Genomic DNA, 17,182 nt, shown 5'->3' on the forward strand with positions numbered 1-17,182 from the left:
TGTGAAGTCCCTCACGGATTCACGTTGCAGCCCCTGGCAGTTCCCCTTGCGCTCCCCAGTGCCGACCCCAGCCGCCACCTTGCGTAATCTATACTCTGCGACCACGAAATTCGCAATCGGAATCTGAACCCGATGACTCGACTCCGCCGCTGGCTGCGCTGGATCTTCCTGATTGTCCTGGTCCTGGCGCTGATCGGCGCGGCCGCCGTGGGCGGTCTGTACTACGCCGTATCCTCCAAGCTTCCCGACGTGCAGACCCTGCGCGACGTGGAGATGCAGGAGCCCATGTACGTCTATGCCGCCGACGGCAAGCTGATGGCGGTGTTCGGCGAGACCCGCCGTACCCCGGTCACCATGAAGGACGTGCCCGAGCGCCTGAAGCAGGCGTTCCTGGCCACCGAGGATGCCCGCTTCTACGAGCATGGCGGCGTGGACTACATGGGCATCGGCCGCGCGGTGTGGCTGCTGGCCACCACCAACGACAAGCGCGTGCCGGGTGGTTCGACCATCACCCAGCAGGTCGCCCGCCAGTTCTTCCTCAGCTCCGAGTACAGCTATACCCGCAAGCTGGCCGAGATCCTGCTGGCGCGGAAGATCGAGTCCGAGCTGAGCAAGGACGAGATCTTCGAGCTGTACCTGAACAAGAGTTTCTTCGGCAACCGCGCCTACGGCGTGGCCGCCGCCGCCGAGTTCTATTACGGCAAGAAGCTGGGCGAACTGAACCTGGACGAGATGGCCTCGCTGGCCGGCATCCCCAAGTTCCCCTCTTCCGGCAACCCGATCTCCAACCCGGAGCGTGCCCGCCAGCGCCGCGACAACTACGTGCTGCAGCGCATGGCCGACCTGAAGTTCGTCACCCAGGCCGAGGCCGACGCCGCCAAGGCAGTGCCGATGCATGCCAGCGCGCACGAGCCGCCGGTGCAGGTCGATGCCCCCTACGTGGCCGAACTGGTGCGCCAGGAAATGATCGCCCGCTTCGGCGGCGACGTGGTCAACAAGGGTTACCACGTCACCACCACCATCGACTCGACCCTGCAGACCGCCGCCAACCTGGCCGTCCGCGATGGCCTGCTGCTGTACGACCACCGCCACGGCTGGCACGGCGTGGAGAAGCAGGTCCAGGTGGGGGCCGGCGAAGATGCCGCCGCCCTCGCCGAGCACCTGCGCGGCATGTTCGGCCAGTCCGGCCTGCTGCCGGCGATCGTCGCCAGCACCGGCGCCGACGGCAGCGCCACCGTGGTGCTGGCCAACCGCAGCGAGATCGTGCTGCCGGCCGGCGCCGCCAAGTGGACCAACAAGACCCCGGGCAAGCTGGTGCAGCGCGGCGACATCGTGCGCGTACGTGCCGGCGCCAAGGACGGTGAGTGGCTGCTGGACCAGCTGCCGCGCGGCCAGTCCGCGCTGGTCTCGCTGGATGCCCACAGCGGCGCGTTGAAGGCGCTGGTCGGTGGCTTCAGCTTCTCCGGCAACAAGTTCAACCGTGCCACCCAGGCCCGTCGCCAGCCGGGCTCGAGCTTCAAGCCGTTCGTCTACGCGGCCGCCTTCGACAAGGGCTACAACCCGGCCTCGATCGTGCTCGACGCCCCGGTCGTGTTCCGCGACCGCCGCGGCAAGACCTGGGCCCCGCAGAACGACGGCGGCGGCTTCCGCGGCCCGATGCGCCTGCGCGAAGCACTGGTGCAGTCGCGCAACCTGGTCTCGGTGCGCCTGCTTGACGGCATGGGCGTGGACTACGCGCGTAAGTACATCAGCGAATTTGGTTTCGCCGAATCGGAACTGCCGCCGAACCTGTCGATGTCGCTGGGCACCGCCTCGCTCACCCCGCTGTCGGTGGCCCGTGGCTACGCCGTGTTCGCCAATGGCGGTTCGCGCGTGGACACCTGGCTGATCGACCAGGTCAACGACCGTGACGGCAACCTGGTGTTCAAGGAAAACCCGGCGCTGGCCTGCCGCGAGTGCGCCGGCAGCAGCGACCAGCCGGTCAACCAGGTCGTGGACGGCTTCAACTTCGGTGCCCCGGCACCGAAGGTGGACCCCGCTGCGGCAGCCAAGGCCGAAGCCAAGACCGAAACCGCTGCCGTACCGGCCAACCCCGATGCCCGCACCGCCCCGCGTGCGATCGACGCCCGCACCGCTTACCAGCTGGTGTCGATGATGCGCGACGTGGTCCAGCGCGGTACCGGCGTCCAGGCCAAGGTGCTCGGCCGCGAGGACGTGGGCGGCAAGACCGGCTCCACCAACGACCACCGCGACGCCTGGTTCTCCGGTTTCGGCGGCCCGTACGTGACCACCGTGTGGGTCGGCCGCGACGACTTCCGCTCGCTGGGCTACCGCGAATACGGTGGCAAGGCCGCCCTGCCGATCTGGATCGACTACATGCGCACCGCGCTGAAGGACACCCCGATCGCGCAGAACGACCCGCCCAGCGGCATGGTCCAGGCCACCCTCAACGGCGCGACCGAGTGGGTGAAGGTGGAAGACATGGACCGCCTGACCGACTACGACCTGAACCTCAATACGCCGCAGGCCGACGCCGCCGCGTTCGATATCTTCTGAGGAAGGGTCCGGGTGGGTGCCGACCTTGGGTTGGCACAGATGCCGCCCCTGGTAGCTGCCAACCTTGGTTGGCGCCCCGTGCCGACCAAGGTCGGCACCTACCAGAGCGTTGGTGGGTGCCAACCTTGGTTGGCACCTCCGCGAAATACCCACGCAGATGTCACATCCGTGCGCTAGTCTGTAGCCAGGTCGCAACAGGAGTCATCGCATGCATCGCGCGCGCCAGCATGCTGCCAGCCAGACCCGCGAGCGGCGTCACCGCCTCGCCCACGAAGCCGCCCGCCTGATGGCCGAAGGCGGCATCCGCGACTACCACCAGGCCAAGTTGAAGGCCGCCAGCCGCCTCGGCATCCACGACGATGCCTCCCTGCCCCGCAACACCGAGATCGAGGACGCCCTGCGCGAGTACCAGCGGCTGTTCTCAGGGCCGCAGCATGGCAACGAACTGCAGCGCCGCCGCGAAGCCGCGATGCGCGCCCTGGAGTTCCTGCACGGCTTCGCCCCGCGCCTGGCCGGCCCGGTGCTGGAGGGCACCGCCGACGCCAACAGCCCCGTGCAGCTGCACCTGCACAGCGACGACCCGGAGGCCGTGCACCGCTTCCTGGACGAGCACGGCATTCCCGCCGAATCGCGCACGCGCCGGCTGCGCATGGACCGCGAGCGCAGCCTCGACGTGCCGGTCTGGGTATTCAGTGCCGAAGAGCTGACCTTCGACCTGGCGGTGCTGCCCTATGACGCCCTGCGCCAGGCGCCACTGTCGCCGGTGGACGAGAAGCCGATGCGGCGTGCCTCCGTGGCACAGCTGCGGCAGGTGCTGGCCGAGGCCGAGATCACCGCCTACATCGGCGGATAAGGGGGCCGCAGTCTCTCGCGGCCTATGGTGGGTGCGGACCGTCGGTCCGCACTTTGCTTCGGATATCCGGGTACCCGACCAAAAAGCAGCCGGGCATGGCTCGACGCTAGAGAGGGTACAGGTGCGGCTCTTCCGCATCCCCGGTCAGCAAGCGCGCCAGCCACGGCGCGCCCGCCCGTTGCGGGTATTCCAGCATCATCCGTGCGTGCATGGCCTGCAGATCCCCCAGCAACCAGGTCTGGTTGTAGGCATCTCCGAACGTATCCGACCAGGCGCTCTGCACGCGCGTGCGCTCACCGCCATCGAGGTTCGGCATCCTGTCCAACGGCTCGGCCAGCACCGACGCCAGCGCCTCGTTGATCGCCGCGTTCTCCGCCTGCGCCGTCCGCAGCAGCTCCAGGCGATGGATCACCCGCCAGCACTCGTAGGGGAAACAGCTTCCGGTGGCGGTGATGTAGTCGGCCATGTCGGCCAGCAGGTGGGCCTTCAGTTGCCATGCCTCTGCACTGTCCAGCAGCTGCCGCACCTGCAGCGTGCGCAGTGTGCCGGCGCGGACCTCTTCGGGCGTGCTGAACATCTCGCCAGGCACGCTGCCACCGTGCCGCACCCGCACGATGCGGCGGATGGCCTCATGGGTGATGTTCTCCACGCGCAGCGCTGCCGCTTCGGGATGCACGCGTGGGGGCGGCACGCTCGCCACCCGCCAGCAGTACCACAGCACCATCGCCAGGCACGCCAGGCACAGCGCGCTGGACAGCATCCAGCCGTCCACATTGCGCGTGTAGTACCGATAGCGCGCGCGCCACAGGTAGAAGCTGCGATAGTTGATGAACTGGCGTACCCATCCGTACATCGCCTTCTCCTCGGCAAGCGCCCCGGCGCGGCAGGGCTCGCTACGCGCACCACGCCGGGGCTCCATGGCTTACCAGCCGATACCCACACCCACGCCCACGCTACGCTCACCACTGTTGGTAAACGCACCATTGAGGCTGAAGGTGGCCGAACCCTTGTCGTTCAACACGCGCTGGTAACCCACGGCCATCGCCGATTCGCCCTCGGCATAGCCCACGCCCGCACCGAGGCGGTTGTAGGTGGCCAGGCCGGCGGTGTTCATCGCCATCGCGGTCTGCGCGCTGCTCATCGCCGCCATGCGGTTGAAGCGCTTGTCCATCTTGTTCAGGCGCGCATCCACTTCGCGGGCGATGCCATCGCTGTAATCGTTGGCGCGGGCCAGCATCTTCTCCAGCTCGGCGGTGTCGACCTGCGGCTTCGGCGATTCGGGCGATTCCGGCGCTTCAGCCTTGGGTTGCGGCGCGGGCGAGGACTTCGGTGCGTTGCCGGCATCGGCGACGACCTTGTCGTCCTGCGTGGCGGGCGGCGTGGGTACCACTGCGTCCTGCTCGGTGGATGCCAGCGCCATGGCACGCGACTGCGGCGCCGGGCCCTGGCCGTCTACACGCTGTTCCAGCCCGTCGATGCGGCCACTGAGCTGCTGCTGCACCGCGTGCAGCTGGCCGCCGTTGACCGCTTCGCGGCTGCCCGCAGCAATCAGGCCGTTGGCCACGTTGGAGATGACCATGCCCTGCGCACCGGCAAGGGTGAGCTGGTTGAAGCCATCGGCACGGGCGGTGGCGGTGTCCTGGAAGACTGAGCGAAGCTGGCCTTCGACGCGGTCCATCCGGGAGGAAGTGCGCACCACCGCGCCATCGAGGACGGTGAGTGCGTCGCCTACAGTGTGCTGGCGGGTGTTCTGCACGGTGTAGGTGGGGGCGGTCACGTTGCCAGAAGCGTCCAGCTTCGCGCCGCCACCGAGGGTGGCGAGAGTGCCTTTCAGCTGGCCTACGGTGGCGGCGCTGTCATCCACAGTGCTCTGAGCAACATTGATCAGACGCCGCTTGAGCGTGCCGTTGCCGAATGACACCGTCTCGCTTTCCGACACACTTGAGCCCGCACCAATAGCAACTGCGTTCGCAGCGCCCTTCCTGACTGAACTACTGGAGCCTAGCGCCAGGCCACCTACTTCCTCAACTACTGAACGGGAGCCGAGCGCAAATCCACGGCTTGCCGCGTCCTGCACCCACGACGCCCGCCCCAGCGCTACTGAGTCCTCTCCTTCCGCCCGAGCGTAGCTGCCAAGCGCAACAGCTCCATCCTTTGATGGCGCTGCATATGCGGAGTCACCGATCGCAACGCCGAGGCGCCCCGCCTGAGCCTTTTCATCATCAATGGGGGTGCCCACCGCAACATGCCTGGATGCGCCCTCAACGCGCGCGGCCACATCGGCAATCGACCTCTCAGCACCAGCCACGTTAGCGTTGGTTGCCGCCAACTGCCCGCCCGTCACAGCATCCGCACTTCCAGCGACAAGCGCGCCTTCCGCAACCCCAGTGATCTTCCGCTTGCCATCGCTCTTGTTACGAACATCCAGCACGGAACCGGAGTTGCTCCCACCCAAGCGAACACTGCCCGACGGTCCATCTTCACGCACCAACCCCTCCAGCACCGTAACCTTGGCCACCGCATTGTCCGCAGCGGTTACCGCGCCCTGAGCCAGGGTTTCAGCACCACGGGCCATCTCGTTGGTAGCAAACAGCTGTGCGCCGGTCACCGCCTCGTTGCTGGTATCGGACACGTCGCCCTTTGCGACGTTGACGATCTTGCGCCCCTTGCTGGCACTGCCCACGGAGACCTGATCCTCAGCGGTGGTCTGCGATCCGGAACCCAGCGCGACCGAGCCCGCATGGCGGGCGGAAGCGCCTGCGCCCAGCGCAATCGCGTTGTTGGCCAGCGCCTTGGCCGAGTTGCCCATTGCAAGGGCTGAACTGCCCTTTGCCTCCGTGTAGATGCCACTGGCCAGTGCACCGGCTCCCGTCGCCTGCGCTTTGTTGGAGTCGTTGCCCGCAACTCCGTGTGCCGTCAGATAGGTCGAGGCCTTCACCTGGCCCAGTGCGGCATCAGCAGCAGTCTTTGCGCTTACAGCCGTGGCGTGAGTCTCAAACAGCTGGTTGCCCGTCACCGCCTCCATGCTGCCAGAGGCGACCAGGCCATCTGCCATGTTGACGATCTTGCGCTGCACAGTGGCATTACCCACAGACACCTGGTCAATACCGGTGGTTTCTGAACCACTACCCAGTGCAACCGACCGGCTATGCGTGGCACTTGCAGATGCGCCGAGCGCCGAAGAGTACGCACCAGTGCCCTTGGCGTCATAGCCAAGGCTGACCGCATTGGTGCCTGCGGATTTGGCCGTGTAGCCGACGGCCGTGCTGCCCGACCCGCCCGCGGCGCTACTGTTGCCCAGCGCAGTCGCGGCCCTTGATCCCGCATTGGCAGAGCGGCCCAGTGCCGTTGAGTACATTTCCTTGGCCTGCGCTTGGTTGCCGATGGCCACGGCGTAATCGCCTGCGCTGGCGTTGCCGCCAACCGCAGTGCCGTATGTCGCGCTGGCGTCCGCGCTCTGGCCAATCGCGAGCGTAGCGCTACCCAGCTGGGTGGCTGTAGCCTCCGCCTTGCTCATCGCCGCCTTTGCGGAAGACGCAGCGCTTGAAGCGACACCATGCGTTTCGTTCAGCTGCTGACCGTTCACGGCATCAGAACTGGTGGAATCGACCTTTCCCTTGGCCACGCCTGTGATCTGGCGGTTGTTGTTCCCACTGTTGCGAACGTCAAGGGTCGTGCCACTGTTGCCACCGCCGATGCGTACGTTGCCGTTGTTGGCCGTCTGGCTGAGCAACGCCGAGAGGGTATTGGCCTTGCCGAGCGCCGTATCGGCACTGGTCTTGGCACCATTGGCAGTGGTTTGCGCGGTGTTGGCTTTCGTCTGCGCAGTATTGGCCGTGGTCTGCGCAGTGTTGGCCGTGTTCTGTGCTGTGGTGGCCTTGGTCTGCGCTGCGTTCGCCGTCGTCTGCGCTGACGTTGCCGTATTCCTGGCGGTACTCGCCATATCGTATGCCGTGGCGACGTTGCGATTGGTGTTGGCAAGCTGATTCACGTTCACCGCATCAGTGCCGTTGCTGCCGTCACGTACATTTGTAATCCGACGCTCCCCCCCGCTCCTGCCTACTGAAACCGTATTGGAACCGGAGCTCAAAGAGTTCGCGCCAATTGCAACAGAGTTCGTGTCATTGGCATACGCACCGCTGCCGATCGCGATTGCATTCTCCGATCTTGCCTGCGCATCCTGGCCGAGCGCTGTTGCACCTTTGACGGTGGCACGCGAAGACCGACCCACCGCTGTACTATGGCTGCCGGTGGCCTGAGCTTCGTGCCCGAACGCGGATGCGTAACCACCGCTGGTCGTGGCGTAGTTTCCCACTGCGGTGGATTCGGTACCGCTGATTCGAGCGCGCGAGCCCAGCGCGAGCGTGTCTTGTCCGCTGACCACTGCATCGGCGTAGTTGCCACTGGTGACAATCGCCATCTGGTAGTTCAGTCCGCGTGGTGCGATGGCGGCCGAGACCATTGCATTCACGGGCGGAGCCGACATCAGCAGAATGCGCTCCTTCTGTACTTCAAGGCGTTCTGGCTCCTCTATGGATACCTCAGCGTTATCCACATGGTTGGCAGCAGAGGCAGTGCTGGCTGCCGTCAACAGGAGCGCTGATATCAGCACCCGTGTCTGTGCCGGCTTTCCGCGCGGTGAACTCAGTTCACTGGCCACCACCCAGCAGCGCCGGGTGGCATTCCAGATACGTCGATAGATGCGGTTCATTGAAGCTCCTTAACAACACGGGAAAAAATGGCCCACGCACCGGCGCGCGCCAGGAATGGGATCGGATCAGCCTGCCGAGCCGGCGACGGTCTGCACGTGCTCGCGGTAGCCGTCGCGGGTGAGGCGATAGCGCAGCTGCAGGGTGCTGCCGGGCTTGGGCTGGAACGGGAGTTCCAGCGCGGCATCCGGGTACAGGCTGTGCGAGACGTCGTGGGCGGTGCAGGCGCCGGCACTGCTGCACTCAGCCACGCTGGTGATGCCCACGCGCAGCGTGCCGGTGTTGTGCAGGGTGTTGCCCTGCAGGCGCAGCGCCACCTCACCATCGGCGGGCAGCACGTTCACCAGGGCACCCCAGACCAGGCTGACGCCCACGTTGGCCTGTGATGTGCCCTCGCCTTCGCGCTCGATCTCTTCCGGCCCGCGTACACCCTCGAAATAGATGCGGTAGGCGGTTTCCTTTTCCACGCTCTGCAGCGGGATCAGGCGGATCAGGCGATTGCCACCTCCAGACAGCGCGAACTTGCCTGGGGTGATGGTGATGGCGGCCTCGTGTGGCTCCACCTCGACTTCGCGCTCGTTCTCACTGGCCGGGTTGTCGATGCGCCGCAGCGCGGCCTGCACGTACTGCGGCTGGTTGGACTGCGAATACACGCGGATCTGCGCGCTGCGCTTTCCTTCAATCGAGGTGCGCATGGGATGGATGGTCAGGTTGGCCTGAGCAGGCAGTGCAACCAGCAGGCCCAACGGCAGCAGGGAGAGAACAATCTTTTTCATGGGAGATTCCGTGGAGGAGATCAGGGGCGAGCCGTGGGCACGCGCAGTTCGACCTTCAGTTCGCCGGTATAGACGCCCTGGCGCTTGCTGCTGGAAGGGAACTGCGGCGTGAGCAGGGTCAACGGCGTGGGCACGCAGAACACTGGCTGATCGAGCTTGGGCAGCTTCACCGGGCGTAGCGCGACGCTGTCCACGCCGTGCAGTTGCTCCTCGACGCCATTGCGCATGCGCCGTTTGTTGCCGGCGTAGTCGAGCAGCACGTCGAAGTCCACGCGCTCGCTCTCGTCACCAGTGGTGTCCGGATGCCAGACCGAGAAGCCATCACCGCCGGCCGGGTGAGGGCCGGCGTCGCGCACGGTAACGCCCAGGTACTCGCTACTTGAGCCGACGCCGTCGTACAGGCACATATCGACGTCCTTGCGTCCGCCGATCACCCTGGCGATCGGGTCGTAACGCAGATCCAGGTTGACGTGGGCGTTGCCGTACTCAAAGGCCGGCAGGTAGATCGAGACCGCGTCGTAATCGGTGACCGTGAAATCGAAGTTGAAGACGTAGGTGGCAAGGTGCTCGGATGGCGGGCGGCGCAAGCGAAGTTCGAGGGTGCCCGTCCAGTGGCCTGCGGTGAGGCGCTGGAGACTGCGGCTATCCAACTTCAGAATCCCGCCCGTTCCAACAGGCGGGGTGCCAAAGCAATCATGTCCGAAAGACGAATGTGCCGTTTGAATTTCCGCGCTCCAATACCCAGCCGAGCAGGCACCATTTATATCGATGCGCTGCAAGCCTGCAGATACCTCGGTGTCCTGTCGCAGACCACTCCGCTGCTCCGCCATCGAAGTCGGCACTGTGCTGAGTACGCTTACGTCGGTAGCGTGGGTATCCTCAACCGCGCACCGCCCCGTCACAGAGTCGCTCGCGGACGCACACGTAAAGAACAGCGCGCCATACTGCTTCGATAGATCAAGATGATCATGCGCAATCAATGTTCGTTCCGGCCACAACTCGATACTTGCCGGTATCGCCGAGCGATCCCAACTCATCACGATGTCCTGGGTGATCACGCCGGTCGGCGGATCCATCTGCGGCGGCCGCTGTGCAAAGGCCCTCGGCACCACCACGGCCAACGCACTCACCAACATCCAAGCAAACACCACACGCCGGTTCATGGCGTTTCTCCTGTAGCAGCGGTCTGCGGTACAACCGCGATCAAGGCCTGTTCCTGCAGCAGACGGGTCACCCGTGCCTGCTGGCGGATCTCCGCCGGCAGCTGCGCCACCGCAAGCGGCTCGCACTGCACCGCGCCCACCAGCAGCACCACGCTGCGGCGTTCGCGCACCTGCAGCGGGCACTGCAGCAGGCGGTCGTCCTGCAGCAGGTAGAGGATCTTTTCCCTGCGCGGGAAGTCGGCCACGAAGCCGCCGTTGGCGCTGGTGCCGGCGACCGGTGCGTTGAGAATGCGCGCGCCGCCCAATGGCAGTCCGGCGACATCGCGGGCACTGCCGACGAAGGTGTAGGTCACCTCGATCGGCACCGGCATCCGAACCAGTCGGCCGGGCGACAGGAACAACGGGCGCATGCCGGATACGCCGCTCACCCGCACCGAGGCGATGCCATCCACGGTGCTGGCATCCTGCAGGTCGGCACGGTGCGACTGGTAGGCCTGTAGCGGCATCAGCCGGCGCTCGCCCAGATTCAGGCGCTGGCGGCGCGAGCCCCCCACCTGCAGTTCGGCAGCCACGCCACGCAGGTCGAAGTCGTCGGTGTCGTCCACCTGCACGGCCAGGCCGGCATCGGCGGTGGCTCCGCCGCCCCAGTAGAGACCGCGACGGCTCAGCGCGAAGCTGGAGGCATGGTTGGCGCTGTAGGAAAACTCGCTGCGGCCCGGCTGGCGATAACCGCCGACGGTGATGCCGGTCTGGCCCCAGGGGTTCTGCAGCTGGCCGCCCACGGTTGCGCTGTAGCGCTCATTGTTGGTGGCACGTAGTTCGGCGTTCGCTTCGCGGTAGGTGGCATCCACCTCCTGCCGCAGGCTCTGCGCCACGCTGTAGGTCACGTCCGGGCGCTGGTGTTCGGGCTGGCGCGCATCCACGGCGTAGCGGCGCTGCGAGCTGCCACGCTCGCCGTTCTGCAGGCGGCTCAGGGCGAAGCTGAGGAACACGCCCCTGTCGCGGCTGGAGGGCGTGTTGGTGTTGCCGTCGTTGTGCTGCTGCCATATGCCGGCACGGCTGGACACACTGAACTCACCCCAGCGATCAGTACGGCTGTAGCTGGCCTGCCAGGTGCGGCTGCGCTGGGCTTCGCGGCGCGGGCGCAGCGGGTCGGGCGGCAGCCACGGCAGCAGGCCCTCCAGGGGATCTTCATCAAAGCCAGGCAACGCCTGCGCGGGGCGCCAGGTCTGGCGGCGCGTATAGCCCACGTAGGCACTGCCTCCGGCCAACGGCAGCGACATCGAGCCACTGAGCGAGTCGCTGCAGCCCAGGCGGTCCCGGCCGTCATCCTGGAAGCGGCAGGCATTGCCGCGCATGCGTTGCTGGTACAGATTCCACGAGGCACGCCGGCGGTACGACAGTTGATGCTGCTGGCCGCTGCTGCCATCACTGCCACGCAGCACGCTGAAGGCACCGCGCAGATCCTGGGTCGCGAACTGGCGGCGCACGTCCAGCCGCAGTTCGCCATAGCTGAAACCGGCGATGTCGGCTACGCCTGCGGTCAGCGCCAGGTCGCGCGCCAGAGGCAAGCGGACACCTGCCTGCAGCGCGTGCTCGCCGTCACCGCTGCGGCTGCGGCGCTCGTCGCGCTGCCCGCCCTGCACGAACCACTGCAGGCGCGTATCGGTCCAGTCACCGCCCTTGTCGAACGGCGCATCCTCGCTGCGCACCAGCACGCCGTCTTCGTAGATGCGCAGGGTGACGCTGTAGCTGCCCATCGGGAAACTGCGGGTATCCAGCTGATTGACGCCGGCCTGCAGATAGAAGGTCTGCAGCAGCCGCTCGCCCTCGAAGGCATCCACGCGCGCATCGCGTGCCAGCAGCACGGTGAGCGGCGAGGCCTGCATCGCACCGTCGGCATCCACATAGGCGTAGGTGGTGCCGGCACGCATACCACGGAAGCGGTCCAGCGGCAGCATGCCGAACGCAAAGGTGCCGCCCTGGGTGCTGGACAGATTGCGCCGGTCCATCAGGCCGATCTGCAGGTAGTGCTCCTGGCCGAGGTCGTGGCGGTAATACGCGCTGTCCAGCTGGAAATCATCGCGGCTGCCGCTGCGGCGGTAGTGCTGGCGGTTGTAGTTCCACTCGCCTGCTACGTGGCCGCGCTTGAACAAGCCCAGCGTGCCTGCGCCCTGCGCACTCAATGATTGATAGTCGCGCCCGCCGCTGATGTTGAAGGTCTGCCGGTGCAGCCAGGCGTTCTCCGCGTTGGCGGTGACGTTGTGGAAGCGATGCGCATCCGGCGTCTGCCCGGGGATCCACTGCTGGGCAATGAACAGTCGCAGCACGCCTTCGCCTTCGTCATACAGCGCGCGCACATCAGCGGGATCTTCCGGCGGTGCCATGTAGCCGCAGCCGGCCGCAGCGCCGCCAAAGCGACACGCCAGATGGCTGTTGCGGGGCATCGGCTGCGACAGCGCCGGCAGCAGTGCGGCCTGCGCTTCCGTGGAAAGGCCCAGCGCCTGGGCCACGCGCTGCGGCTCCAGCAGCTGCACCTCGTCCAGCGTCACCCGCACCGGCGACAGCCCGGCCGATTGGCCGAACAGGCTGACATCCAGCTGCTCGGTCTGGCCTTCCACCAGATCTTCAAAGCCAGCGGGGACGCTGCGGGCGTGGGCCAGCATTGGCGCCAACGCCAGGGCGAGCGCCATCGCCAGCCGGGTCACGGCGGGTGCGGGAAAGTTCATTGGGGGAAATCGCGTTGGAAGGCCGGCCTGTGTGCACAGGCCGGCGGATTGCTTACGGGGTGCCGGTCTTCTGGGCCATCACGATGGCGACCATGCCGTTGTACGTGCCAGCAGCAAGGGGGCCCGGGGTGGTCTGTGTGATCTTCAGATCCAGCGGCTTCGACACACCCGGAACTGCGCCATCAAAGAGATCGGCAGCTTTGAAGTCCTGGCTTGCCGTGGTCAGCTCGACGTCGTCCAGGCTGACGGTCATCGGCACCTGCGTGGCGCCGGGAAAGCCCAGCGTCGGCACCAGCTCCAGCGCAGTACGCAGGCTGACTTCAATATCCTTGTCTTCGTCGTTGGTGAAGATGCGCGTCGCCAGCTTCCACTCCTGCAGGCCACCAACACGTCCGCCAGTGCCGGTCAATTCGGGGTGGTAGTTCAAGGTAATCGTATCCGGCAGCGCAGTACCGTCTTCCTGCTGGAAGGCGAGTGTGGAATCGACATTGGCATAGACTGAGATTCGGGTTTCGACTGCATGCGCAGACAGTGAAGCGGTAGCCAGCGCTGCAGCGAGCGCGGCTTTCTTGAGGATGGCGTTCATGGGGCGTGTCTCTCTCGGACAGGGAACGTGAAAGCTTCCCTCCCCTGAAAGAGGAGGGAAGCGCCGCCCGCGGAGGTGGTTGCGGGCGACGGAGAGAATGTTAGGAATCCATTGCCCCACAAACCATTCAAGCATTCCTAAAACGCTGAACGTTGTTGAGAATTCTTGAAGCCGCTCAAGGTTTGCGAATTACTCAATATCTCTCAACCTGTTTTTGCAACATTTCTCATTGCTCTGCGCAAACATCATGAAACACCCAGTCCAGAATGGCTCAGGCCGCCCTGCGGCGGCCTGAGGATTCACGCGCTACGCAATCATCAGAAGAAGATCGCGTACAGGATCAGCAGCGGGATCGGAACGCCCAGCAGCCACAGCAGCAACATCTTCATATCCGTTCTCCTGAAGCAATAGGAATTACAGGTCGCGGCGACGGCCGCCCCAGGTGGCGCTGAGGCTGGCGAAGAAGGCGCCGATCAGCAGGGTGATGAACAGCCACAACGCGGCGTACGCCGTTGCCTTGCGCGCATCGTCGGCGGCCTGCTTGGCGGTGGTCTTGGCCTTCTCCAGCGCCGCACGCATGCGTGTCTGCACGTCGGTCACGCGGGCCTGCGCTTCGGCTTCGCTCATGCCGGTTTCGCGGGCAATCAGCTGCGACAGGTACTGGGTATCGGCCGGGTCAAGGCCATCGCCCTGCAGGCTGTTGACGATGATGCGGTTCACTTCCGCACGCACCTCGCGGCGATCGCCGCCGGGGCCACCCGCCATCGGGCGCGGCGGCGGCGTCATGCCGGCCGGACGCGGACCGGCGTTCGGTACGGCCGGCGGCGGCGGTGCGGCCGGATCGTTCATCGCACCCGGTGCCGGCGGCGCGCCTGCGTCCGGTGCGCCCGGCGCCGGGCGAGCCGCGCTGCGGAACAGCGAATCGACCCAGTAGTTGAGGTCGCCTTCCTGCGCATTGCCTGCAGCCGCGGTACCTGCTGCTGCGGTGACCACGCCTGCCGTCGACGCGGCTGCACCGGCCGTGGCACCAGCAACCTTGGCGCCCGCACCCAGCACGCCACCGATGGCCGAGGTCAGCAGGCCGGCGGTGAGCAGCGTGGCCACGGCCCACGACACGAAGCCGTGCGCGGTGTCGCGGAAGTAGGTTTCATCGCCGTGGATCAGCGTCCACTTGGTGCGCAGGCGACCGGCCAGGTAGCCACCCAGACCCGACGCAGCCAGCGCGGTGAAGGTGAGCCAGGCGATGCTGGACCAGCCGAAGGTTTCCTTGCTGACACCTTCGAACGACCACGGCGACACCGACGACAGGCCGAGGCCGACGCCGAGAATCAGCAGGATGAGGGACAGTGCGGCGGCAGCGACGGCGCCAGCGAAAATCGCGCCCCAGGACACCGCGCTTTCGCTGGCGGGCGGAACGATGGGGGCGGTGACGACGGTCGCAACGTCGGGGCCGAGCGGTCCGCGCTCGGGTGGATCAAATCGGGTACTCATCGGGATGGACGCTCCATTTCAAGGGCTGCGAATGCAGCTGGCGTCCTGAGGCTGCGCGAGCCGTTGTGAAGCGGATGAGACCCTTGAATCACGCGGTCTTGGCGCGGTGCTGGTTCAACGCCCGTCGAGCCCGGTAGATCCACGCGATGCGTGGAGGGTTTGGGCCGAAAGCGTGCCAACCAAGGTTGGCACCCACCAAAGCGCGGGCGTCGGTAGATCCACGCCATGCGTGGAGGGTTTGGGCCGAAAGCGTGCCAACCAAGGTTGGCACCCACCAAAGCGGGGGCATCGGTAGATCCACGCCATGCGTGGATGGTTTGGGCCGAATGCGTACCAACCAAGGTTGGCACCTACCAGAGCGCGGGCGTCGGTAGATCCACGCCATGCGTGGATGGTTTGTGCCGGACATATGCCAACCAAGGTTGGCGCCAGCCATAGCGACGCATAAAAAAAACGCCCCGCGGATGCGGGGCGTCTTCAGCACAACCTACTGCGGGCGATCAGCCCTGGTAGTCGCGCACGTCGCTGCCGGTGTAGACCTGGCGCGGACGGCCGATCTTCATTTCCGGATCGACCTGCTGTTCCAGCCAATGCGACACCCAGCCGGAGGTACGGCCCAGGGCGAACATGACGGTGAACATTTCGGTCGGGATCTGCAGCGCCTTGTAGATGATGCCGCTGTAGAAATCGACGTTCGGGTACAGCTTGCGGGCGACGAAGTACTCGTCCTGCAGCGCGGCCTGTTCCAGCTTCACGGCCACGTCCAGCAGCGGATCCTGCACGCCCAGCTGCTTGAGCACCTTGCCGGTCATCTCACCGATGACCTTGGCGCGCGGGTCGAAGTTCTTGTAGACGCGGTGGCCGAAGCCCATCAGGCGGAAACCGGAGGCCTTGTCCTTGGCCTTGAGCACGGCGGACTCGACGTTGTCGGCGGTGCCGATCTCTTCCAGCATCTTCAGCACGGCTTCGTTGGCACCGCCGTGGGCCGGACCCCACAGCGCGGTGACGCCTGCAGCGACCGACGCATACGGGTTGGCACCGGTCGAACCGACCAGGCGCACGGTCGAGGTCGACGCGTTCTGCTCGTGATCGGCGTGGAGGATGAACAGCAGGTCCAGCGCCTTGACCACGTCCTGGTTCAGCTCGTACTGGCCGTCGGCCGACTCGAAGGTCTGCTTCAGGAAGCGGCTGACGTAATCCAGCGAGGTGTCCGGCTTGTTGGCCGGCAGGCCCTTGCCGTGGCGGTAGATCAGCGCCGACAGGGTCGGCACCTTGGCGATCAGGCGCACGGCAGCCTGGCGGCGCTGTTCGGCGTCGGACAGGTCCAGCGAGGCGTGGTAGATGCCCGACAGCTGCGCGATGGCGGCGGTCAGGATGGCCATCGGGTGGGCATCCTTGGCGAAGCTGCCGATCAGGGTGTTGATCGACTCATCGACATTGGCTTCGGCCGCCAGCTCGTCGGTGAAGGCCTTCAGCTGCTCGGCGCTCGGGCGCTCGCCGTTGATCAGCAGGTAGGCCACTTCGACGTAGCTCGACTTTTCCGACAGCTGTTCGATCGGGTAGCCGCGATACAGCAGCACGCCCTTGTCGCCGTCGATGTACGTGATGGCGGACTTGCAGCTGGCCGTCGCGGTGAAGCCGGAATCGTAGGTGAAATACCCCGTTTCCTTGGTCAGCTTCGCGATGTCGACGCAGTCGTTGCCAAGGGTGGGTTTGATGACGGGCAGAACGACGGACTTATCGCCGGCGTTGAGCGTGACCTGATCAAGATCGGACACTGTGTGCGCTCCTTCATGGGAAGGCGCCTGCCCAAGCGCATTGGTCAGGCACGTGAATGACGTCCTCGGCCTGTGCCGGGGATCACGCCATTATCGCACAGCAGCATTTGCCCGGCGCTAGACAGAAGTCGTAGACGACAGGCGGCCAGAACCCGGCCATTGAGCGGCCCGGATCGGCAAAAGCGTTGTCACACGAACGCAGTGTTCCGTCCATCCAAACGCCCGTTGGGCAGGCGGTGGGGAAAAACAAACGGCCGCGCAGAGCGCGGCCGTCGGTTCGAAGCTGGATCGACAGATCAGCGCGCGTAGCGCTTCTGGAACTTGTCGATACGGCCCGAGGTGTCGATGACCTTGTGCTTGCCCGTGTAGAACGGGTGCGAAGCCGAGGAAATTTCAACCTTGACCAGCGGGTATTCGTTGCCGTCTTCCCACTGGATGGTTTCCTTCGTCGCCATGGTCGAGCGGGTCAGGATCTTGAAATCGGAGGTGACGTCATGGAAGACGACGTCGCGGTAGTTCGGATGGATATCGGCCTTCATGG

General features: G+C 65.6%; 11 protein-coding genes. 2 read left to right on the forward strand and 9 right to left on the reverse strand.

The annotated features are described in order from the left end of the window. Positions 1-132: 132 nt before the first annotated feature. Both N440_RS14105 and N440_RS14110 read left to right on the forward strand, forming a co-directional pair. Entirely contained in the window at positions 133-2,556 is a 2,424-nt protein-coding gene (locus N440_RS14105; protein WP_133935456.1) for a penicillin-binding protein 1A, read from the forward strand. Positions 2,557-2,764: 208 nt separating this feature from the next. Further along, positions 2,765-3,409: a hypothetical protein gene (locus N440_RS14110; protein ID WP_006466035.1), complete on the forward strand. Its 645-nt coding sequence runs from the start codon at positions 2,765-2,767 to the stop codon at positions 3,407-3,409. Between the two features lie 106 nt (positions 3,410-3,515). On the opposite strand, the gene N440_RS14115 is transcribed toward N440_RS14110, so the two are convergent. The 9 genes from N440_RS14115 to N440_RS14155 all read right to left on the reverse strand — a co-directional run bounded on the left by N440_RS14115 (position 3,516) and on the right by N440_RS14155 (position 17,180). Then, positions 3,516-4,262 carry a hypothetical protein gene (locus N440_RS14115; protein ID WP_133935457.1) on the reverse strand — a complete coding sequence of 249 codons (747 nt, stop codon included), beginning with the start codon at positions 4,260-4,262 and terminating at the stop codon, positions 3,516-3,518. A gap of 69 nt (positions 4,263-4,331) precedes the next feature. Beyond that, positions 4,332-8,120: an ESPR-type extended signal peptide-containing protein gene (locus tag N440_RS14120; protein WP_133935458.1), complete on the reverse strand. Its 3,789-nt coding sequence runs from the start codon at positions 8,118-8,120 to the stop codon at positions 4,332-4,334. Between the two features lie 66 nt (positions 8,121-8,186). After that, entirely contained in the window at positions 8,187-8,894 is a 708-nt protein-coding gene (locus N440_RS14125; RefSeq protein ID WP_133935459.1) for a pilus assembly protein, read from the reverse strand. A gap of 20 nt (positions 8,895-8,914) precedes the next feature. Further along, positions 8,915-10,057, reverse strand: coding sequence for a CfaE/CblD family pilus tip adhesin (locus N440_RS14130; RefSeq protein WP_166671560.1), 1,143 nt, complete (start codon positions 10,055-10,057; stop codon positions 8,915-8,917). Continuing rightward, positions 10,054-12,786, reverse strand: coding sequence for a TcfC E-set like domain-containing protein (locus N440_RS14135; RefSeq protein ID WP_133935460.1), 2,733 nt, complete (start codon positions 12,784-12,786; stop codon positions 10,054-10,056). The genes N440_RS14130 and N440_RS14135 overlap by 4 nt, the downstream gene beginning before the upstream one ends. 52 nt (positions 12,787-12,838) lie before the next feature. Beyond that, positions 12,839-13,372, reverse strand: a complete 534-nt coding sequence (locus tag N440_RS14140) for a CS1 type fimbrial major subunit (RefSeq protein ID WP_133935461.1) — start codon at positions 13,370-13,372, stop codon at positions 12,839-12,841. 414 nt (positions 13,373-13,786) lie between these two features. Further along, positions 13,787-14,863, reverse strand: a complete 1,077-nt coding sequence (locus N440_RS14145) for a hypothetical protein (protein ID WP_133935462.1) — start codon at positions 14,861-14,863, stop codon at positions 13,787-13,789. Positions 14,864-15,363: 500 nt separating this feature from the next. Then, positions 15,364-16,641, reverse strand: coding sequence for a citrate synthase (locus N440_RS14150; RefSeq protein WP_133935463.1), 1,278 nt, complete (start codon positions 16,639-16,641; stop codon positions 15,364-15,366). Between the two features lie 296 nt (positions 16,642-16,937). Continuing rightward, a complete protein-coding gene (locus tag N440_RS14155) occupies positions 16,938-17,180 on the reverse strand; it encodes a type B 50S ribosomal protein L31 (protein ID WP_005410871.1) in 243 nt (80 codons plus the stop codon). Positions 17,181-17,182: the final 2 nt, after the last annotated feature.

The sequence above is a fragment of the Stenotrophomonas sp. CC22-02 genome (assembly GCF_004365115.1).
GTDB classification, from domain to species: Bacteria; Pseudomonadota; Gammaproteobacteria; order Xanthomonadales; family Xanthomonadaceae; genus Stenotrophomonas; species Stenotrophomonas forensis.